Origin of the sequence: Flavobacterium sp. (genome assembly GCF_965262375.1) — a bacterium.
Classification (GTDB): Bacteria; Bacteroidota; Bacteroidia; order Flavobacteriales; family Flavobacteriaceae; genus Flavobacterium.
In genome coordinates, this window is sequence record NZ_OZ253527.1 from 230,635 (window position 1) to 250,829 (window position 20,195).

The following is a 20,195-nucleotide window of genomic DNA, read 5'->3' on the forward strand; positions in this document are numbered from 1 at the left end:
CATTTATTTCTTTTTGGTTGTTGTTTTTTTAGCAGTTGTCGCTTTTTTGGCTGGTGCTTTTTTAGCTGGCGCTTTGGCTTCAATCATTTCTTTGACTTTATCCAAAGTTAATTGTGTAGCATCAATATCTTTACTCAATTCGATTTTCACCTTACCTTTTAAGATAACCGAACGCCCCCAACGTGCTTTTTCCACGCGAATACCCTCGTCTTCCCAATGATGTATAAGCTTATCACTTTCTTTTTGTAATTTATCCTGAATTAATTCTACCAAATCATTCTGAGATAAATTATCAAAATTATATTTCTTGCTCACATTTATAAACATCCCGTTCCATTTGATAAATGGTCCGAAACGCCCTACTCCTTTTTGAATATCTAGTCCTTGGTATTGCCCAATTGGAGCATCTGCTCTATTTTTTGCATCAATTAATTCTTGTGCACGCTCCAAGGTCACATCTAAAGGTTCCTCCCCTTTAGGTAATGAAATAAAAGTTTTTCCAAAACGAACATAAGGTCCAAAACGACCATTGCTCACCTCTACTTCTTCACCATTATATGTACCTAACATTTTAGGCAGTAAAAACAAATTCAAAGCTTCTTCCAGCGTTACCGTTCCAATGTTTTGTTCTGCGCGTAAGCTTGCAAATTTCTTAGCTTCGTCTTCCGCATCACCAATTTGAACCATAGGCCCGAATTTCCCTAAACGTACCGAAACGGGTTTTCCCGAAGCAGGGTCAACCCCTAAAATACGTTCGCCACTTTCACGGTCGGCATTTTTTTCAACATCTTGCACATTGGGATGAAAATGATTGTAAAAATCAGACATCATATTTTCCCATTCCTTATTTCCTAAGGCAATTTCGTCAAAATCTTGTTCTACTTTAGCAGTAAAATTATAATCCAAAATAGTTTCAAAATTTTTAACCAAGAAGTCATTTACAATCGTACCAATATCCGTTGGCACCAACTTTCCTTTGTCCGCCCCTACTTTTTCAGTAAGCACTTGAGCTACTACAGCTCCGTTTTGCAATACAATTTGCGTATATTTTCTTTCAGCACCTTCAAAACTCCCTTTTTCAACATAATTTCTATTGATAATGGTAGAAATCGTTGGCGCATAAGTAGAAGGACGACCGATACCTAATTCTTCTAATTTTTTAACCAAAGAGGCCTCTGTATAACGAGACGCTGGTCTTGAAAAACGTTCGGTTGCTTTTATATAATTATTACGTAAACTTTCATTGATTTTCAAAGCTGGCAACATTCCTTCCTCTTGTTCTTCATCCTCATCGTTCCCCTCAAGGTACACTTTCAAGAATCCTTCAAATTTGATAACCTCTCCAGTTGCTCCAAAAATTTCTTTATGGTTACTCGCTTGAATTTTCACATTGGTACGCTCTAATTGCGCATCACTCATTTGTGAAGCAATAGTACGCTTCCAAATCAAGTCATACAAACGCGATTGGTCACGGTCTAAATCAACCGTATGTCGAGTCATATCCGTTGGACGGATGGCTTCGTGAGCTTCTTGCGCTCCTTTAGACTTAGTCGCATAGTTACGCGGTTGACTAAATTCAGAACCATAATAGTTCGAAATCTCCGCTTGTGCCGCTGTCATCGCTTCTTGAGACAAATTCACACTGTCTGTTCTCATATAGGTAATCAACCCCGCCTCGTACAAGCGTTGTGCAATTTGCATCGTGATTCCCACAGGCATATACAACTTACGAGCTGCTTCCTGTTGTAACGTTGAAGTCGTAAAAGGGGCTGCTGGCGATTTTTTAGTAGGCTTAGTCTCTAAATCAGCTACTTTATATTGAGAACCAATATTTTGATTTAAAAATTGCTCTGCTTCTTCTTTGGAACCAAAATTTTTAGACAATTTAGCTTTAAAGGATTTCCCTGCTTCATTGACAAACTCAGCAGTAATACTGTAAGAAGCTTCTGTTTTGAAATTTTGAATTTCACGCTCACGCTCCACAATCAAACGAACAGAAACCGATTGTACACGTCCAGCGGAAAGTCCACTTTTTACTTTTTTCCAAAGTACTGGCGACAATTCATATCCAACCAAACGGTCTAACACGCGACGCGCTTGTTGTGCATTAACTAAGTTATAATTTATTGTACGTGGATTATCGACTGCTTTTTGAATAGCCGTTTTAGTAATCTCATGAAATACAATACGTTTTGTTTTCTTTTGGTCTAATTTTAATTCTTCCGCCAAGTGCCATGCAATAGCCTCTCCCTCGCGGTCCTCATCGGATGCCAACCAAACCATTTCAGCGGTCTTAGACAAATCTTTTAGTTTTTTTACTAAAGCTTTTTTATCAGGAGAAACTTCATATTTCGGTTTAAATCTATTTTCTACATCCACTCCCATTTCTTTGGAAGGCAAATCGGCTATATGCCCAAAACTTGATTCCACCTGAAAGTCTTTCCCTAAAAACTTTTCTATGGTTTTCGCCTTGGCAGGCGACTCAACGATTACTAAATTCTTTGCCATTTACACGTATTAATTATGGGACAAAAGTAGCGGTTTTTTTTAAAACTCTATTTTTTTAGTTTTTTTTCTACAACTTTTGTTACAAAAATGTGTTTTCAAAATTTAAAAATTTGGATTTCAAACCATAAAAACCCACATGCACAGCTTATTTATACTAAAAACAAATGTTAAAGAAATCTGCCATCTTGTCAGAATATCAAATTTAGTATTATCTTTGCAGGCTTAAAATACGAAAGGCTTTAATTATGGAAAAAGTAATCGACGAAAACAAACAAGGAACAAGCTTGGTATTAAACCAAAATCAAGACAATACTAAAAAAATGTTTATTGAAAGCTACGGCTGTCAAATGAACTTCTCCGATAGTGAAATTGTAGCTTCCATACTTACGGAACAAGGCTACAACACCACACAAAATTTAGAAGAAGCCGATTTAGTATTGGTTAACACTTGTTCCATTCGCGATAAAGCAGAACAAACCGTTCGTAAGCGTTTAGAACAATACAACGCCATCAAAAAAATTAACCCAGGTATGAAAGTGGGCGTTTTAGGTTGTATGGCGGAACGCTTGAAAGAAAAATTCTTAGAAGAGGAAAAAATTGTGGACTTAGTAGTAGGTCCTGATGCTTATAAAGACATTCCAAACTTATTAAAAGAAGTAGAAGAAGGTCGTGACGCTATAAACGTAATTCTTTCTAAAGAGGAAACCTATGGCGACATTCAACCTGTTCGTTTAAATTCCAATGGGGTAAATGCTTTCGTATCTATTACCCGCGGATGTGATAATATGTGTACGTTTTGTGTCGTTCCTTTCACTCGTGGACGTGAGCGTAGCCGTGACCCGCACAGCATCATGGAAGAAATTCAAGATTTATGGAATAAAGGGTTTAAAGAAATCACTTTATTAGGTCAAAACGTAGACAGTTATTTATGGTATGGTGGTGGCTTGAAAAAAGATTTCGTTAAGGCGACTGAAATGCAAAAAGCGACAGCGGTTGATTTCGCACAATTATTAGACATGTGTGCTACGCAATATCCTAAAATGCGTTTCCGTTTCTCGACGTCAAATCCGCAAGACATGCATATTGAAGTGATTGAAACCATGGCAAAACACCATAATATTTGCAAATACATTCACTTACCCGTACAATCAGGAAGCACCCGTATTTTACAAGAAATGAACCGTCAGCACACTCGTGAAGAGTATTTGACTTTAGTGGATAAAATTTATGAAATTATCCCTGAAATTTCTTTATCACAAGATATGATTGCAGGTTTCCCAACAGAAACTGAAGAAGACCACCAAGACACTTTAAGCTTGATGGAGCATTGTAAATACGATTTCGGATTTATGTTTGCGTATTCTGAAAGACCTGGAACTTTGGCGGCTCGTAAGATGGAGGATGATGTTCCTGAAGAAGTTAAAAAACGTCGTTTGAATGAAATCATCGACTTACAACAAAAATTAGGATTACAACGCACCCAAAGATTTGTGGGACAAACGGTAGAAGTATTAGTTGAAAAAGACTCTAAACGTTCTGACCAACACTGGAGCGGCAGAAACTCTCAAAACACCGTAGTGGTTTTCCCTAAAGAAAATTACAAACCAGGTGATTTCGTTTTAGTAAAAGTAACCGATTGTACGGCTGCTACACTAATAGGTGAAGCTGTAGGATATTCTGAAGTTATGCAGTAGCCCCCTACCCCCAAAGGGGGAATATGATATCGAAATATATTAGTTTAAATGGAAAAGGAAATAGTTTTTACACCCAATTTTACATTCAAAGAATATTTTAAAGCTAATCTATATATTTATAGCAGAAGGATTTTGACAAGAATTTTGTTATTCATTTTTAGTTTAATAGTTCTATTGAACTTAGCACTATTTATTCTGACGAATGAATTATCATTTGGCGATTTCATTAATAATTGTTTTCCTTTTTTCATTTTTCCAACAATAATTATTGTCGCATCATACATTTTAGCTAAGCGAGCCTTGGACAACCCTAAAATAAAAGAAGAAATTAAAATTCATTTGAATAATTCTTTTTATGAAGAAATAGGAGAAACATTTCGAATAAAATTTAGCTGGAATGAATTTTCAAAAATAATAGAAACAAAAACAGCTTATTTACTATTTCAATCCACAAATAACGCCAGAATAATTATAAAAGAAAATCTAAACAATGAACAACTTAATGATTTAGCCTTATTATTCAAATCATTAAACATTAAAAAAAGTTTAAAATAAGATTACTAGATTCTCCTTTCGAGTGTAAAACAAGATTGCGAAGAGATTCTTTTAAACTTTTAAACTTTAAACTTTTAAACTTTTTAAAATGGAAAACGTTCAAAATATAAAACAACGATTCGAGATTATCGGTAACGACCCGAAATTAAACCGTGCTATTGAAAAAGCCATTCAAGTAGCCCCTACGGATATTTCGGTATTGGTTACAGGTGAAAGCGGTGTGGGTAAAGAAAGTATTCCTAAAATCATCCATTCGCTCTCGCATCGCAAACACGGTAAATATATAGCCGTAAACTGTGGTGCCATTCCTGAAGGAACCATCGACAGTGAACTCTTTGGTCACGAAAAAGGCGCTTTTACTGGAGCTACTAATACACGCGAAGGCTATTTTGAAGTAGCCGATGGCGGTACTATTTTTTTAGACGAGGTGGGCGAATTGCCACTGACTACCCAAGTTCGATTACTTCGTGTACTTGAAAATGGCGAATTTATCAAAGTAGGTTCTTCACAAGTACAGAAAACCAATGTACGCATAGTAGCGGCGACCAATGTCAAAATGCAGGAAGCCATTGAAAAAGGAAAATTCCGCGAAGATTTATATTATCGTTTAAGCACGGTTGAAATAGGCTTACCCGCTTTACGCGACCGCAAGGAAGACATACACTTACTGTTTCGAAAATTTGCTGCCGATTTTGCTCATAAATACAAGATGCCTCCCATCAAATTAGAAGAACAGGCGGTAAATTATTTAACCAAATACCGCTGGAGCGGAAACATCCGTCAGTTGCGTAACGTAGCCGAACAAATTTCGGTATTAGAAACCAACAGAGACATTTCTGCGCAAACGCTTATCCACTATTTACCTAACGAAGGTACTAACCTACCCCAAGTGGTGGGACCAAAATCAGAAAGTGATTTTTCAACGGAAAGAGAAATCTTATATAAAATCCTTTTTGATATGAAAAGTGATTTGAACGATTTGAAAAAACTCACCTTGGAATTGATGCAAAGTGGCAGTTCAAAAGTTCAAGAATCGCACAAAGGGCTTATTCAACGTATTTATGGACAAAACGAGGAACCTGCCCCTTTCTTTAACGAAGAAACCAGAGTTTCTGTCATTCCTTCCAACGAACCTTCTGCTGTACAACAAGAAGAGTTTTTAGATGATGAAGATGACGATGCTAATTATATTTTTGCAGATGCTATAGACGAGGAAGACTCGTTGCGTTTAGACCAAAAAGAAATTGAATTGATTAAAAAAGCCTTAGAACGCAACAAAGGCAAACGCAAAGCAGCCGCGGACGAATTAGGTATATCTGAACGCACATTGTATCGTAAAATCAAACAATTTGATTTATAAACCCTTTTACTTTAGTTGAAAACTGCTATTTTTGATTTTAAGATTAAGAAACCAATGATAAATTTAAAACAAACGATTTCCTTATTACTTGTAGCGCTATTAATGAGTAGCTGTGGTATATACAATTTTACTGGCGCCGGAGCAATAAATGCTAAAACGTTTCAAGTAAAAACATTTCAAAACATTTCTGAACTCGTAGAGCCAGGAATTGAAAGAAATTTCACATTAAAACTACAAGACTTAATCCAAAATCAAACCAATTTAAATTTAACCAATTCAAACGCTGACTTGACATATGAAGGGGAAATCATTGATTATCGTATCAGTCCAATGACTACTACGGCTGATTTAAAAGCCGCTCAAAACCGTGTTTCCATTACCGTTAATCTAAGATTTTCAAATAAGAACAAAGCCGAGGATAACTTCGAAAAAAACTTCTCTTTTTATTACGATTACCCTGCCGATGAACAACTCAATGGTAGTCGACTAAAAACAGCCTTAGACGAAATATTTTCAAGAATAACACAGGACATATTCACAGAAACCTTAGCCAAGTGGTAATATTATGAACACAGCAGAATTCATATATCTTTTAAACAATCCCGAATCAACAAGCAGCTCACAAAGTCTTGAACTAGAATCGGTACTTAAAGAATACCCTTATTTTCAGTGTGCCCGCAGTTTATACCTAAAAAGTTTACATTTACAAAATAATTTCAAATTTAACTCTCAATTAAAACTTACAGCGGTTCATACCACAGACCGAAGCATTTTATTTGACTTTATTCATTCTGAAGATTTTAAAATTATTTCCCAAAAACAAAAAACGGAAGAACAAGAAGCATTAACTGACTTAGAAAACGATCCTATTTCAAACCAGAATTTTGAAATAGAAGCAGAAACTGTACATGAAAACGAAAACACCGAAGCTGTTTCAGTCGATTCAATAAACCAATCAGAAGTAGTGAATCCAAATACTGAAACAATACTTTCTGAAGATATAATTCCTGAATCACCTCTAGAAAAATCAGTTTTAGATTCTATTCTTATTGCCAATGAAAAGAAAATCAACGAAGAAGAGACAGTTGCTACAGATATACCCGCAATACAATTAGAAAACCCATTGGAAAAATCTATTCTATCTTCAATAGAAAAAGCCGCAGGAGATGAACATGTATCGCAATCAAATCATGACGTTTTCAAAGAAAAAACATCATGGTTAGAAGATAATTTAGATTATGAGGTTCCAGCAATTGTAGAGGTCAAAATAGATTCTAATGTTGAAAACAACGAAAATTCATCGCATACCACAGAAGAAATTTCACACACGACGGAAGATGTAAAATCAGCCACTTTATCGTTTCAACAATGGTTACAAATTTCTAAGATCAAACCAATTGAACGATCAGAATTGGTAGTTCCAAAAACAGAAAACGAAGTTGAAAAGGAGAATACAGACCAGCCCATTTTAGCTGATGCAACTACGGACACACCTACAGAATTGGTTGAAACGACTGAGGAAAAAGCACCTTTGAAAGACACAAAAATGGATTTAATTGATAAATTTATCGAAACTAATCCTAAAATTGCACCCGTAAAAGATAATATTCCGCCACCGAGCTATATCGCCAAAAAGCCCGACAGTCCTTACTTAATGACAGAAACTTTGGCAAAAATTTATTTAGAACAAAAAAAATATACCAAAGCAATACAAGCTTATGAAATTTTAATTTTGAAATATCCAGAAAAAAGTAGTTTATTTGCAGACCGAATTTTGGATATTAAAGAATTGCAACAAAATAACAACAGATAAACACAATGAGTACATTTACAATTTTCTTAGTATTAATCACTATAGTTTGTTTTTTATTAGTGGTAGTTATCATGGTACAAAACCCTAAAGGCGGAGGATTATCATCTACTTTTGGAAGTTCACAAACTTTAGGTGGCGTTCAAAAAACAACGGATTTCTTAGACAAATCCACTTGGTATTTAGCAGGTGCTTTATTAGTATTAATACTTTTATCTAGCTTAAGTTTTACAGGTACAGGTAGCAACACTGAGTCTAAAGTGATGGACGAGTCAGCTATTCCTGCGGCTCCAGCAGCTACACCATCTGATGCAGCAAAACCTATGACACCAGAGAAAAAATAATTTCCAACATACGGATTTAAAAATGCCAGCCTGTCAGCGCTGGCATTTTTAGTTTGCAATTTTGACAGCTTTTACCGCTTGGCACAATTTCTGTCAAAATAGAAACAAAATTTAATAATAACATAAATTAAAATAATTATGGCATTAAACATTAAACCACTTTCAGACCGCGTTATCGTGGAACCTGCGGCTGCCGAAACACAAACAGCCTCTGGTATTATCATCCCTGACACCGCAAAAGAAAAACCTCAAAAAGGAACTGTGGTGGCTGTAGGAAACGGAAAAAAAGACCAACCCATGACAGTACAAGTTGGCGACACGGTTCTTTATGGAAAATATGCTGGAACTGATTTAAAATTTGAAAGCAAAGATTATTTAATCATGCGCGAGGAAGATATACTTGCAATCATCTAAAAATAGTAAAAAGTTAAAAGTAAATAGTGAAAAGTAAATTTCAAAAGGATTGTTCACTTATTACTTATCACTAATCACTAAAAAAAAATTAAAATGGCAAAAGATATAAAATTTGATATTGAAGCACGTGACGGTTTAAAGCGTGGTGTAGATGCATTAGCCAATGCAGTAAAAGTAACTTTAGGGCCTAAAGGTCGTAACGTAATTATTTCTAAATCGTTTGGTGCGCCTCACGTGACTAAAGACGGGGTTTCTGTGGCGAAAGAAGTGGAATTGAAAGACACTTTGGAAAACATGGGGGCGCAAATGGTAAAAGAAGTAGCTTCTAAAACCAATGATTTAGCGGGTGACGGAACGACTACGGCTACTGTTTTAGCGCAAGCTATCGTTAAAGAAGGTTTGAAAAACGTGGCTGCAGGTGCTAACCCAATGGATTTAAAACGTGGTATCGACAAAGCGGTGGAGGCTATCGTGGCGGATTTAGGCAAACAAGCTAAAGAAGTAGGTTCATCTACCGATAAAATCAAACAAGTAGCTTCTATTTCAGCGAATAACGACGAAGTGATTGGTGATTTAATTGCGACTGCTTTTGGTAAAGTAGGTAAAGAAGGCGTTATCACTGTGGAAGAAGCAAAAGGTACAGATACTTATGTAGATGTAGTAGAAGGTATGCAGTTTGACAGAGGGTATTTATCACCTTACTTCGTAACCAATACGGAGAAAATGGAGGTGGAATTAGAAAGACCTTACATTTTATTATACGACAAAAAAGTATCTTCTTTAAAAGAATTATTACCTATTCTTGAGCCTGTGGCACAATCTTCTAAACCGTTATTAATCATTGCGGAAGATGTAGATGGAGAAGCTTTATCTACTTTGGTAGTAAACAAATTGCGTGGTGCTTTGAAAATTGCTGCGGTAAAAGCTCCAGGTTTTGGTGACCGTAGAAAAGCCATGTTAGAAGATATTGCTATCTTAACTGGAGGTACCGTAATTTCAGAAGAAAGCGGATATACTTTAGAAAACGCTACTTTAGAAATGTTAGGTACTGCTGAAAAAGTTTCTATCGACAAAGACAATACTACGATTGTAAACGGTGCAGGTGACAACGAAATGATTAAAAATCGTGTAAACCAAATCAAAGCACAAATGGAGTCGACAACTTCTGACTACGACCGTGAAAAATTACAAGAGCGTTTGGCTAAATTAGCCGGTGGTGTTGCAGTTCTTTACGTTGGTGCTGCCTCTGAAGTGGAAATGAAAGAGAAAAAAGACCGTGTGGATGATGCCTTACATGCAACTCGTGCTGCGGTGGAAGAAGGAATCGTTGCTGGTGGTGGTGTGGCTTTATTAAGAGCCAAAGCGGTTTTAGCGAACATCAAAGCTGAAAATGGTGATGAAGCTACAGGAATTCAAATTGTTTCTCGTGCTATTGAAGCGCCATTACGCACTATCGTTGAAAATGCTGGCTTAGAAGGTTCGGTAATTGTAGCTAAAGTGGCGGAAGGTAAAGAAAACTTTGGATACAACGCTAAAACGGATGAGTATGTAGACATGCTGGAAGCAGGAATCATTGACCCTAAAAAAGTTACTCGTGTAGCTTTAGAAAACGCGGCTTCGGTTTCAGGAATGATTTTAACAACCGAGTGTGCTTTAATTGACATTAAGGAAGAAGCTCCTGCTGGTGGTATGCCAATGGGTGGCGGTATGCCAGGAATGATGTAGTCGAGAGGCTCGATAACTAAATAGTAAAGCCGTTCGAAATGCAACCCAAAAAATTGTGACTGTTTTTTTGGGAGATTGCGTCTCGAATGGCTTTTTTCTTCTTAATAAAAAGCTAAAATAGGTTTCCGTTCCTGAGTGTTTTACTAAGTTTGACATATAACAACAAAAAAACAACAACCAAATATGTCACTCAAAAAACTAAGTTTACTACTACTATTATCATGTTCAAACCTATTTTTGGGACAAAACAAACAAGACACACTTGCTATCAAACAAGTCGCTTTAGACTATATTGAAGCACAACACAATTCCAATCCGCAACAAATGGAGCGCGCCCTGCATCCAAGAATGGTGAAACGTACTTTTTGGAAAGATAAAGGTACTGGCAAAGACTACATTCGTGAAACCACAACAGAATCAATGATTTTACTAGCGGAAAGTTATAACAAAAAAGGAGATGCTTTTCCGCCTCATCCTAAAAAGGACGTTATTTTGTTAGATGTTTCGTCCCGTACGGCATCGGTTAAATTGATTGCCAATGGATTGATTATATGCACATCGTGAAACTCAATGGGAATTGGAAATTAGTGAATGTCCTGTGGCAATTTAACGATATACAACAACATTAAAATTTACGGATGAAAAAAATTGTACTATTCTGCGCTGGTCTCTTATGGCTAGGTTGTCAAAACAAAAGTGTTACAGAAAAAGGAGAACATTATGAACTAAGGGTTGCACCCCACTCGAAAGCAACATTACTGTTATTTCCCTGTTTTCCGTGCGATATTGCCTATACTAAAGCGGAGGCTAAATTTTTGAAAGATTTAGACCAAGAAGGCATTTCAACTCTTTTAATGGATTTTAACCAAAGACTCTATTTATCGGAGGCTGAAAAAAAAATGTATACGCAAACCATCAACCGGATATTCGACAAGCATCAATTGGATAAAAAAGCTGTATTTATAGGCGGATTTTCCAGCGGAGGTAATGTCTCGTTACTCCTCGCTAATCACCTACTAGCAACCCAAAATGCCTTAACGCCCAAAGGAGTATTTGCCATTGATTCGCCCGTTGACGTGGAGCAACTTTATTGGAATGCCAAAATGGATTTGAAACGAAATAGCAATAGCGAAGCAATAGAGGAAGGGAAGTTTATTATTGATTTACTAGAAAAAGAATTAGGCAAACCAGAACAGCATAGGGCTACTTACGAAGCGCTGGCACCTTATACCTTATCTACCCATGCTATAAAGAATCTGTACTATTTAAAAGACATCAAAACGCGTTTTTACTACGAACCTGCGCTGGAATACCACAAAAAAGATTCAGGAAGGGATTATGAAGAATTGAATGCCTATCAATTGGAACAGATGCACAAAGCCTTACAAGGACTAGGTGCTAAAAATTCGGAGTGTGTAATTCCCAACAATAGAGGCTACCGCGCCGATGGCTCTAGGAATCCACATACTTGGAATTTAGTGGAAAGAGAAGGTTTGATAAAATGGATACTGGAATAATATAAAACCCCCGATTCTAAGAAATTGGAAATTAATAAAAGCTACTGTTTCATTGGTTTAAAAAGAGTTGAAAAATTTTACATTACACTTTTCCCCTTAGCTCTCCGAAGTCTGAGCTATATTTTTAAGATTAACATGCTCCGCAAACGTCTCTGACTTTGCGGGATGATTAATAAAACAAAAATCAGCTGGAGTGCGATGCGTATCGAGAGCTAAGCTTAATTTTAGTTGTTCTTGATGATGTACTAATACAGCGAAGAGTAATCAGAATTTAAAAAATATAAATTCTTCGAGTTCGTAAGTATAAGATTCAAATTGCTTACGTAGCGAGTATAGAAACTTACGGTATTTATAAAGCGTTTCACAATACGTATATAAAAATTTACAATACTCATATAAACTTTTACTATGCTCATATGAAGTTTTACGATGCCCATATGAAGTTTTACGGTTCAAACACAAAGTTTTACGATACGTATATAAAAATTTACGCCACTTATACAGTTCTTTACGACAGAGAGACAAAGTGATGGTTTTAAAAAAAATAACAGATTTTGAGAACCTGTTTGGATAGTGTCAAAAATCAGATTAAACTTTGTTTGCCAATTTTTACTCTTGTCATCATCTCTACAATGTCATATACATAACTTGTATTAAACAAATAAGCCCTTAGCTCTCCGAAGTCTGAGCTATATTTTTAAGATTAACATGCTCCGCAAACGTCTCTGACTTTGCGGGATGATTAATAAAACAAAAATCAGCTGGAGTTCGAAGCAAATCGAAAGCTAAACATAATTTTAGTTGCTTTTGAAGATGTATTAATAGAATAAAGTATAATCAAAATTAAAAAGATATAAATTTTTCGAGTTGGTAACTATAAGATTCAAATTGCCTACGGAGCGAATATAGTAACTAACGGTGTTTATATAGCTTTTTACGATACCTATATAAAATTCACGATGCTCATATGAAGTTTCACGGTTTAGATATAAAAATTTACGGGACTCATACAGTGCTTTACTATGGAGACTCGAAGAGATGATTTTAAAAAAACCTAACAGGCCTTGAGAACTTATTAGGTAGTGTTTTAAAAAATCAGTTTAAACTTTGTTTGTCAATTTTTACTCTTGTCATCATCTCTACAATGTCATATACATAACTTGTATTAAACAAATAAGCCATCCCAAAAATCACTATTGAGATGGCTTATTTTAAGGATTTATTTAAAAATTAATTTAAATCTACCTTAATCATAATATCTTCTTTTTGTTTTTTATAAACTTCAAGCAAAAACGCATTTTCTGCGGTTTTTACAATTCTATTCGTTGAAAACTGATAAATTTTAAAATCTTCCACATCCCTTGAGTTTAGGATAGAACCTTTAGTCAATGTTCCTGTAGCATCATCAATTTTAACTGAAGTCAAATATCCTCCTTTACCATCATTGTGACGAGCTGGTTCTTTATCCATAGGTAAATCGATGTTTTTAACGTTATCTAAATACACTAAGTAATGCTTGTTATCAGCATTGAAATATTTATAAGACATTCCTCCTCTACCCGAAACTCCCATTTGGTTTTTAGGCACTTTCTTCATCCACGCAAGTGAGCCATCAGCATTCAATTTAGACACTAAAATATCACAGTAATGGTAGGTATAATATGTACGTCCCATACCTCCATTCATTCCCGATGATTGATGTGCTACAATATAATATTGTTCACCAATTAAAACAACACTTCCATCAGCGTTTAATTTCATATCTCTAAAAACCAAGTCTGTAAATTGAGGATCATCACCTTTTCTTTCTTTTCGCTCGTTTCTTTTTCTTGTACGAGCGCTTTCATACTGATTCAAAACCTCTAATGGAATGGGTTGAAAAGTTGAAGAAATAGTTTTACCTTCGCTATCAAACTTGATTAAAGCCATCCCATCAATATCATCAAAATCAGATTTCCCTTGCACTACTTCACTATAGAATCCACCACAAATCAATTGGTCTTTAGCATTGTCTAAAATCCATAGTTTGTTTACAAACTTATTCGCATTATCGTATTTAGTAATATTAATCTTATCACTACCTGCTTTAATTGTCAACAACTCAATATGATAATTAGCTTCGGCATCTTTCCTTCTTTTTTTATCATCTTCCGAATCATCATGATACACCTTTTCTAACATAAAAAGATTTCCTTTTGAGTCCAATTGATAATCTAAATTTTCCATTCTACGCTCTGTATAAGGCATAGTCACTTCGTTTGAATATAATTTTGTCAATGATTTATCAAAAGAATATAACCCTATAATATCATAGCTCTTTTTATCATTTTTTACTTCAGGTTTTCTTCGGTATTGAATCAACAATTTGCCTTTATCATTGGATTGATAAAAATCAAATTTATCTTCAACTGAAAAAGAGAAACCCATACCCCCTACCGCTAAAGTACCCGCAATTTTACCTTCAACTTGGAATAATAATTTTGACTCAGGCATAAATTCTCCTTTAGCGAAATCGATTTCTCTTGAAAACAATTGTTCTCTTTTAGCATCACCATCCCAAGAAGAATAGAACAGAAAATATTTATTGTCAATTTCTAAAATATCCTCAAAAGAGTAATTTTTAGGAAAAATTTTCTCATATTTATTTTCTTTTACAAAGGCAGGCTTGTTTGAATCAAATTTTTGAATCATTATTTCTTTACCATCTAATTTGACAGCCATAACTTCATTACCTCTAGAAAAATAAATTTTTTCTTTAGCGTCAAAAACGCGGTAGGGCTCACTTACCTTATACGAATATTCAGGCGACATTTTCATTTGGGAATTACCAGTTGCCACAACAAACATTGTAGCCATAACCCCTAATACAAGTTTTTTCATCATTATTTATTAAATTGAGTGCAAAGATAGTTTTCTTGATGCTTTCCAAAAAAAAACCTCGAACAATTCGAGGTTAAATTTTAATCATTTTTCTTATACCAATCAAAATTAGTCAGATAAGACAATCGAACAGTAGGATTGTTTTCTTGTATCGTGTTGCCTAAATTCCATACGTTTTGATGTACATAACTTACTTGCAGCTGATGGTGGGCATTGATATTATAGCCTAAGCCAGCAATAACACGGTTTTGTTGCACAAAAGTTTTTGCATTTTCCACGCCTATATTCATAAAAACCTCATCGCCAGCAAGCGCAAAGAGTTTGGGTTTATCGTCTTTTTTAGTCAACGTATAATTTACTAAAAACATATAACGCAAACGGTTTCTGTATTCTTTATCCATTATGACTAACTCGCCATTAGCGTTTTTACCAGAAATTCCTACCCAACGGTGTTCATCGCGTAAGCGGTGGGTAAATTTATAATCCCCACAAGTCTTAGCATAGGTTCCTTGAATCCAAATATGATCTTCGGGTGTGGTAATTTTATTCATAGGTACCTCTCCATAACTATAGGTTTCATAATGCGAATAGCCTATACTACCATTAAATGATTTTGTAAATTGATAATCTACAGAAGGGCGAATAAAATATTGTTGTTTTTGATTAAAACCGTCTGCATATCGCATCGTAGCCTCAAGAGTAAAAGATAGCTTTTTGGTAAGCATGTTTTTACCTACATAATGCAACCAAACATTCTCATTGGTGGATTTGACTTGCGCAAAAAAACTTTGCAAACCAAAAAGTGCAACGACAATAAAGAAATAGTACTTTTTCATTTTTAACCTATTCAATATGCACTTCCTTTTTAAACAATTTCCATAATACTGGAAAAGTCGTAAAAGCAACAATACCTATTACAATGAATTCAATATAATGTTTTAAATCGATTCCGAAGCTCTTTAAGAATAAAGCATGTAGATAATGTCCTGCAAAAATCATAGAGAATGCCCAAAGGAAAGACCCTAAGATATTATAGAACATAAATTTTTTCTTATCCATCTCTACTATACCTGCCACTACAGGGGCAAACGTACGAACGATGGGTAAGAAACGAGCAAAAACAATAGCTCGATTTCCATATTTATCAAAAAAGGCTTTTGCTTGGTATAAGTATTTTTTCTTAAAAAAAAACGAATCTTCTTGTTTGTATAAGTAATTCCCACTTTTAGCACCAAACCAGTAGCCAGTCATGTTACCCAAAACCCCCATCAATCCTACCAAAGCTGCAAAAACGGTTACATTTAAAAAATCGCTACCTAATGAAATCTGACTCATTAGTGTTTCGCTATAGATTCCAGCTAAAAACAACAAACTGTCCCCTGGCAAGAAAAAACCCGCCAACAAGCCTGTTTCAGCAAAAACAATAAATAACACAACGATTAATCCAATTTTGATTCCACCGAATTCTAATAATATATAAAACTCTGGGTTTAACAATTGCAACCAGTTAAAATCTTTCATCAATACTGTTATTATTTTTTACAAAAAGGCGAAGGTACTCATTTTGGTACATTCGCCTCAATAATTTTATTCTAATTTATTCTTAAATTTTTAAATATCCAATTGATACATTTCGTGCAAATCGGTATTAAAAGAAAAATTCACTTCCAAGTCAGTCACATATCCGGAATTTAATCCATACACCCAACCGTGCAAGTAGAGCTCTTGACCGTTTTTCCATGCATTTTGAACGATGGAGGTTTTAGCTAGGTTAAGCACTTGTTCTTTGGTATTTAACTCTACAAATTTATTAAATCGTTCGTCGTCGTTTTCAATTGCGTTTAATTTTTCTTTATTAAAGCGGTAACTGTCTTTAATATGACGAATCCAGTTATCAATAATACCGTACGAACCATTGCCCATAGCGGCTTTAACACCGCCACAACCGTAATGTCCACAAACAATTATATGACGCACTTTAAGCACGTTGACGGCATAATCTAAAACACTCAACATACTCATATCGCTATGCACTACCATATTAGCTATATTACGATGCACAAAAACTTCTCCTGCTTTTGTCCCTGTAATCTCGTTGGCAGGTACACGACTATCAGAACAACCTATCCAGAGCAAAGGTGGTTGTTGTCCATGGGCTAAATCCTTAAAGAAATTAGGGTCTTCTCCTAGTTTCTTTTCCACCCAATGGCTATTATTTTCTAATAACTTTTTATAAAAATCGGTCATATCTATTCCATTAAAACAAAGATAGTATAAAAATAAAGCTTACTTAGAAAATTCTTTCAAGGACAATTCCACTGCTAATTCGTCTTTGATAAAAGTTGCTTCTGGGTAAAACTCTACTACTCCCGTTTCAATATTATACATCCCTCCCACAATACCTATCTCTCCATTTTCAATCATTTGTTCTAACACATAACTTCTTTGGATAATTGATTTCACTGTACGTTTCACATTGATTTCAGCTACATTCTCAACAAATTGACTATTCATAGAAGTTCTATCTTCTGTCGTTGTTTGCTCTTCGTAAACGGCTGGTTGCAATTTTGATAACAACTCCGTCAAATTACCCATTTCAACATGGTCGCAAGCTCCTTTTACAGCACCACACTTAGTATGTCCTAAGACGACAATTAACTTAGAACCTGCCACTTTACAAGCAAATTCCATACTTCCTAAAATATCAGTATTCACGACATTTCCAGCAATACGTACTGAAAACACATCTCCTAATCCTTGGTCAAAAATTAACTCTGCCGAAGTACGGCTATCAATACAACTTAAAATGGTAGCAAAAGGCCATTGTCCATCACGCGTATCATTTACTTGTTCCAATAAATCGCGGTGTAATTTCAGGTTGTTTACAAAGCGGTGGTTCCCTTCTTTTAAAATTTCTAAAGCTTTTCTAGGAGAAATTTGTGATTGTAATTCTTTATTTAAAGTTCTCATGATTTTTTTAGTTTTTGTGTTCAACGAATACGTGTTTTTCTTCTTCTCCTGTATTTTCTAATTCGTAGGCCTCTTTAAAACCAATTAATTTTACTTTGATATTTCCCTCTTTAGCTCTGATTTTTTTAAATTCTTTAATCAAATCCAATACATCATGGGCAATATACACGGTATCTGCTGCATTAATAATTACTTTTGAGTTCTCAGGAATATTAGATAAAGTTTGTTTGATAGCAGCTTTGTTCAAGAACGACACTTCTTGCGCTAAATCGATATGAATTACATCGCCATCCTGGATTTGTTCTTTTCTAAAATGATACGCTCGTTGCATATTCCCTTTTAGAATAAAAATCACACTGATTACTAATCCTAAAGCTACACCTTTCAATAAATCTGTAAACACTACCCCTAACATGGTTGCTATAAAAGGGATAAACTGATACTTTCCTCTTTCGTAGAAATGCTTTATTACTTTAGGATTCGCTAACTTATATCCTACTAACAAAAGCACCGCTGCTAAAGTTGCTAACGGAATCATATTCAAAACACTAGGAATTGCGATAGCGCATACAATCAATAAAACCCCATGAAAGATAGCTCCCATTTTTGATTCTGCCCCTGCATTAGCGTTAGCCGAAGTTCGTACCACTACCGAGGTCATAGGCAAACCACCTAACAAGGCACTCACCATATTACCAACGCCTTGCGCCTTTAGTTCTCTATTGGTGTCCGTATAACGCTTGTGCTTATCCATACGGTCAGCTGCTTCAATACACAACAGAGTTTCAATAGAAGCTACAATAGCAATGGTAATACCAACCATCCACACCTTTTGATTCGTGAATTGTGTAAAATCGGGGAGCGCAAAACTTTCTTTAAACTCAGAAAAAGAATTCGGTACTGGTAATTTCACTAAATGAGCATCTAAAACGGCTAAGGAAGTGCCACTAGCTACAAACAACTGATTCAACAGAATACCAAATACAACTGCCACTAAAGCAGCAGGAACTAATTTTAAGTTTTTAAGATAAGGCACTTTATTCCAACCAATCAAAATCATTATAGAAACCACTGCAATTATCGTAGCACCTAAATGAATATTACCTATCATGGAAAATAACTCCGAAAAAGTATTTTCACCATCGGGTTGCAAGAAAGCTAAATCACCTTCGTAATCTTTATCGTATCCAAAGGCATGCGGCAATTGTTTGGTAAAAATAATTACCCCAATACCCGCTAACATTCCTTCAATTACATTATTAGGAAAATAATTAGAAATGGTTCCAGCCTTCACAAAACCTAAAACCAATTGTAAAAGTCCAGCTATAAAAACGGCCAATAAAAAGGCGTTATAAGCCCCTAAATCAGTAATAGCTGTCAACACAATTGCGGTGAGACCAGCAGCTGGCCCTGAAACGGATAGCGGTGAGTTACTTAAGGCACCTACCACAATACCTCCCACTACTCCAGAGATTACTCCCGCAAACAAAGGGGCTCCAGAAGCCAAGGCAATACCTAAACATAAAGGTAATGCCACAAGGAAAACCACTAATCCCGCTGGTAAATCGGAATTAAGGCTTCCAAAAATAGAATTCTTTTTTGTCATCCTTATTAAATTTAAATCCATAAAATATCAAGCACAAATAGTGCTTAAAAACCAATTGATTTAAACAAATTCAGGTGGCAATACGGGTAAAACGGTAACTGTAGTATATGTATTTAAACGATAAGTATCTGCAGCTTGAAGCTTGTCCGAAGTAAAATTAACAAACTGTAATTCCAATTGAGAGGGAAGATATTCAGCCTTAAACTCCTTAAATTCTTTAATTTCTTTTGATTCTTCGGAACCATCCTCGTCTTCGTCTAATAATACCAAGGAGATTTTCTCGCCTTTTTCTTTATCCATACACGACACTATAGCCGGTAGAAACTGAAAGGCTAAAAAGAGTATAATTACTATTTTTAAAAGAAATTTCACGAGGACGAAAATACTGTTTTCTTTGTAAGAAACAAATTAAGTTGATTTTTATTTAACAAAAAACCCGACAAGAATCGGGCAATTTTTATTTTCGTTCATATTGACAACAACCGTGTAAATTATCGTAATCTGCCTGGGTTGCTTTAACATTTTTAGTATCATGTCCTACTTTTGCTATGGCTTTTTCTACCTCGGATAAAGTACATTTTTCTTCATTTAACATGAGATGTAAAACGCCATCTTCTGAATTCCATTGAGCACTTTTTACCCCTTTTACAGAATAAGCAGCCGTTTCAATACGTTTTTTACACATCCCACAATTCCCATTGACTTCAATGTCGAATTTTGCATTTTTATTTTTCTTCTCTTGTGCTACTGTCGATAAACCTATCATCAACATTAAAATTAAAATTATTCTTTTCATATCTTATGTATTACCT

The 20,195-nt window shown here is 35.3% G+C and carries 19 protein-coding genes; 10 read left to right on the top strand and 9 right to left on the bottom strand.

The annotated features are described in order from the left end of the window. Window positions 1-3: 3 nt before the first annotated feature. Window positions 4-2,508 (bottom strand): type I DNA topoisomerase, encoded by a 2,505-nt coding sequence (topA, locus tag ACQY29_RS01070; protein ID WP_428223418.1) that lies wholly within the window; start codon window positions 2,506-2,508, stop codon window positions 4-6. Between the two features lie 245 nt (window positions 2,509-2,753). Here topA and miaB point away from each other — a divergent pair, with 245 nt between their 5' ends. The 10 genes from miaB to ACQY29_RS01120 all read left to right on the top strand — a co-directional run bounded on the left by miaB (window position 2,754) and on the right by ACQY29_RS01120 (window position 11,927). Further along, window positions 2,754-4,202, top strand: a complete 1,449-nt coding sequence (gene miaB / locus ACQY29_RS01075; RefSeq protein WP_428223419.1) for a tRNA (N6-isopentenyl adenosine(37)-C2)-methylthiotransferase MiaB — start codon at window positions 2,754-2,756, stop codon at window positions 4,200-4,202. 48 nt (window positions 4,203-4,250) lie between these two features. Then, a complete protein-coding gene (locus tag ACQY29_RS01080) occupies window positions 4,251-4,757 on the top strand; it encodes a YcxB family protein (protein WP_428223420.1) in 507 nt (168 codons plus the stop codon). Window positions 4,758-4,845: 88 nt separating this feature from the next. Next, entirely contained in the window at window positions 4,846-6,117 is a 1,272-nt protein-coding gene (locus ACQY29_RS01085; RefSeq protein ID WP_428223421.1) for a sigma-54 interaction domain-containing protein, read from the top strand. A gap of 54 nt (window positions 6,118-6,171) precedes the next feature. Then, window positions 6,172-6,678 (top strand): LPS assembly lipoprotein LptE, encoded by a 507-nt coding sequence (gene lptE, locus ACQY29_RS01090; protein WP_428223422.1) that lies wholly within the window; start codon window positions 6,172-6,174, stop codon window positions 6,676-6,678. A gap of 4 nt (window positions 6,679-6,682) precedes the next feature. Further along, window positions 6,683-7,930, top strand: coding sequence for a tetratricopeptide repeat protein (locus ACQY29_RS01095; RefSeq protein WP_428223423.1), 1,248 nt, complete (start codon window positions 6,683-6,685; stop codon window positions 7,928-7,930). Between the two features lie 5 nt (window positions 7,931-7,935). Further along, window positions 7,936-8,271 (top strand): preprotein translocase subunit SecG, encoded by a 336-nt coding sequence (secG, locus tag ACQY29_RS01100; RefSeq protein WP_428223424.1) that lies wholly within the window; start codon window positions 7,936-7,938, stop codon window positions 8,269-8,271. A 138-nt stretch (window positions 8,272-8,409) separates the two neighbouring features. Next, the gene (locus ACQY29_RS01105) at window positions 8,410-8,685 is read left to right on the top strand and encodes a co-chaperone GroES (RefSeq protein ID WP_428223425.1); all 276 of its coding nucleotides are present in this window, start codon (window positions 8,410-8,412) and stop codon (window positions 8,683-8,685) included. Between the two features lie 93 nt (window positions 8,686-8,778). After that, window positions 8,779-10,410 (top strand): chaperonin GroEL, encoded by a 1,632-nt coding sequence (gene groL, locus ACQY29_RS01110; protein ID WP_428223426.1) that lies wholly within the window; start codon window positions 8,779-8,781, stop codon window positions 10,408-10,410. A gap of 183 nt (window positions 10,411-10,593) precedes the next feature. Continuing rightward, window positions 10,594-10,974: a nuclear transport factor 2 family protein gene (locus ACQY29_RS01115; protein ID WP_428223427.1), complete on the top strand. Its 381-nt coding sequence runs from the start codon at window positions 10,594-10,596 to the stop codon at window positions 10,972-10,974. Between the two features lie 74 nt (window positions 10,975-11,048). Next, a complete protein-coding gene (locus ACQY29_RS01120; RefSeq protein ID WP_428223428.1) occupies window positions 11,049-11,927 on the top strand; it encodes a hypothetical protein in 879 nt (292 codons plus the stop codon). Window positions 11,928-13,157: 1,230 nt separating this feature from the next. Here ACQY29_RS01120 and ACQY29_RS01125 read toward each other — a convergent pair. The 8 genes from ACQY29_RS01125 to ACQY29_RS01160 form a co-directional block, all read right to left on the bottom strand. Beyond that, window positions 13,158-14,810: a hypothetical protein gene (locus tag ACQY29_RS01125; protein WP_428223429.1), complete on the bottom strand. Its 1,653-nt coding sequence runs from the start codon at window positions 14,808-14,810 to the stop codon at window positions 13,158-13,160. Window positions 14,811-14,887: 77 nt separating this feature from the next. Beyond that, window positions 14,888-15,643 carry a DUF2490 domain-containing protein gene (locus ACQY29_RS01130; protein WP_428223430.1) on the bottom strand — a complete coding sequence of 252 codons (756 nt, stop codon included), beginning with the start codon at window positions 15,641-15,643 and terminating at the stop codon, window positions 14,888-14,890. A 7-nt stretch (window positions 15,644-15,650) separates the two neighbouring features. After that, complete coding sequence (locus ACQY29_RS01135) at window positions 15,651-16,328, bottom strand: DedA family protein (protein WP_428223431.1); 678 nt, start codon at window positions 16,326-16,328, stop codon at window positions 15,651-15,653. A gap of 90 nt (window positions 16,329-16,418) precedes the next feature. Next, the gene (locus tag ACQY29_RS01140) at window positions 16,419-17,054 is read right to left on the bottom strand and encodes a carbonic anhydrase (protein WP_428223432.1); all 636 of its coding nucleotides are present in this window, start codon (window positions 17,052-17,054) and stop codon (window positions 16,419-16,421) included. Window positions 17,055-17,093: 39 nt separating this feature from the next. Next, window positions 17,094-17,777 carry a carbonic anhydrase family protein gene (locus ACQY29_RS01145; protein ID WP_428223433.1) on the bottom strand — a complete coding sequence of 228 codons (684 nt, stop codon included), beginning with the start codon at window positions 17,775-17,777 and terminating at the stop codon, window positions 17,094-17,096. A gap of 7 nt (window positions 17,778-17,784) precedes the next feature. Then, on the bottom strand, window positions 17,785-19,383 hold the full coding sequence (locus ACQY29_RS01150) for a SulP family inorganic anion transporter (RefSeq protein ID WP_428223434.1): 1,599 nt from the start codon (window positions 19,381-19,383) through the stop codon (window positions 17,785-17,787). Window positions 19,384-19,443: 60 nt separating this feature from the next. Then, window positions 19,444-19,683 (bottom strand): hypothetical protein, encoded by a 240-nt coding sequence (locus tag ACQY29_RS01155; protein ID WP_428223435.1) that lies wholly within the window; start codon window positions 19,681-19,683, stop codon window positions 19,444-19,446. Between the two features lie 157 nt (window positions 19,684-19,840). After that, the gene (locus ACQY29_RS01160; protein ID WP_428223436.1) at window positions 19,841-20,179 is read right to left on the bottom strand and encodes a heavy-metal-associated domain-containing protein; all 339 of its coding nucleotides are present in this window, start codon (window positions 20,177-20,179) and stop codon (window positions 19,841-19,843) included. Window positions 20,180-20,195: the final 16 nt, after the last annotated feature.

Excerpts from the sequence above, each read along its gene's own strand:
- ACQY29_RS01130 (WP_428223430.1), bottom strand. The coding sequence starts at position 15,643 with ATGAAAAAGTACTATTTCTTTATTGTCGTTGCACTTTTTGGTTTGCAA.
- ACQY29_RS01125 (WP_428223429.1), bottom strand. The coding sequence starts at position 14,810 with ATGATGAAAAAACTTGTATTAGGGGTTATGGCTACAATGTTTGTTGTG.
- ACQY29_RS01120 (WP_428223428.1), top strand. The coding sequence starts at position 11,049 with ATGAAAAAAATTGTACTATTCTGCGCTGGTCTCTTATGGCTAGGTTGT.
- ACQY29_RS01160 (WP_428223436.1), bottom strand. The coding sequence starts at position 20,179 with ATGAAAAGAATAATTTTAATTTTAATGTTGATGATAGGTTTATCGACA.
- ACQY29_RS01150 (WP_428223434.1), bottom strand. The coding sequence starts at position 19,383 with ATGACAAAAAAGAATTCTATTTTTGGAAGCCTTAATTCCGATTTACCA.
- ACQY29_RS01085 (WP_428223421.1), top strand. The coding sequence starts at position 4,846 with ATGGAAAACGTTCAAAATATAAAACAACGATTCGAGATTATCGGTAAC.
- secG (WP_428223424.1), top strand. The coding sequence starts at position 7,936 with ATGAGTACATTTACAATTTTCTTAGTATTAATCACTATAGTTTGTTTT.
- lptE (WP_428223422.1), top strand. The coding sequence starts at position 6,172 with ATGATAAATTTAAAACAAACGATTTCCTTATTACTTGTAGCGCTATTA.
- ACQY29_RS01155 (WP_428223435.1), bottom strand. The coding sequence starts at position 19,683 with ATGGATAAAGAAAAAGGCGAGAAAATCTCCTTGGTATTATTAGACGAA.
- ACQY29_RS01095 (WP_428223423.1), top strand. The coding sequence starts at position 6,683 with ATGAACACAGCAGAATTCATATATCTTTTAAACAATCCCGAATCAACA.
- ACQY29_RS01115 (WP_428223427.1), top strand. The coding sequence starts at position 10,594 with ATGTCACTCAAAAAACTAAGTTTACTACTACTATTATCATGTTCAAAC.
- topA (WP_428223418.1), bottom strand. The coding sequence starts at position 2,508 with ATGGCAAAGAATTTAGTAATCGTTGAGTCGCCTGCCAAGGCGAAAACC.
- ACQY29_RS01135 (WP_428223431.1), bottom strand. The coding sequence starts at position 16,328 with ATGAAAGATTTTAACTGGTTGCAATTGTTAAACCCAGAGTTTTATATA.
- miaB (WP_428223419.1), top strand. The coding sequence starts at position 2,754 with ATGGAAAAAGTAATCGACGAAAACAAACAAGGAACAAGCTTGGTATTA.
- ACQY29_RS01145 (WP_428223433.1), bottom strand. The coding sequence starts at position 17,777 with ATGAGAACTTTAAATAAAGAATTACAATCACAAATTTCTCCTAGAAAA.
- ACQY29_RS01105 (WP_428223425.1), top strand. The coding sequence starts at position 8,410 with ATGGCATTAAACATTAAACCACTTTCAGACCGCGTTATCGTGGAACCT.
- groL (WP_428223426.1), top strand. The coding sequence starts at position 8,779 with ATGGCAAAAGATATAAAATTTGATATTGAAGCACGTGACGGTTTAAAG.
- ACQY29_RS01080 (WP_428223420.1), top strand. The coding sequence starts at position 4,251 with ATGGAAAAGGAAATAGTTTTTACACCCAATTTTACATTCAAAGAATAT.
- ACQY29_RS01140 (WP_428223432.1), bottom strand. The coding sequence starts at position 17,054 with ATGACCGATTTTTATAAAAAGTTATTAGAAAATAATAGCCATTGGGTG.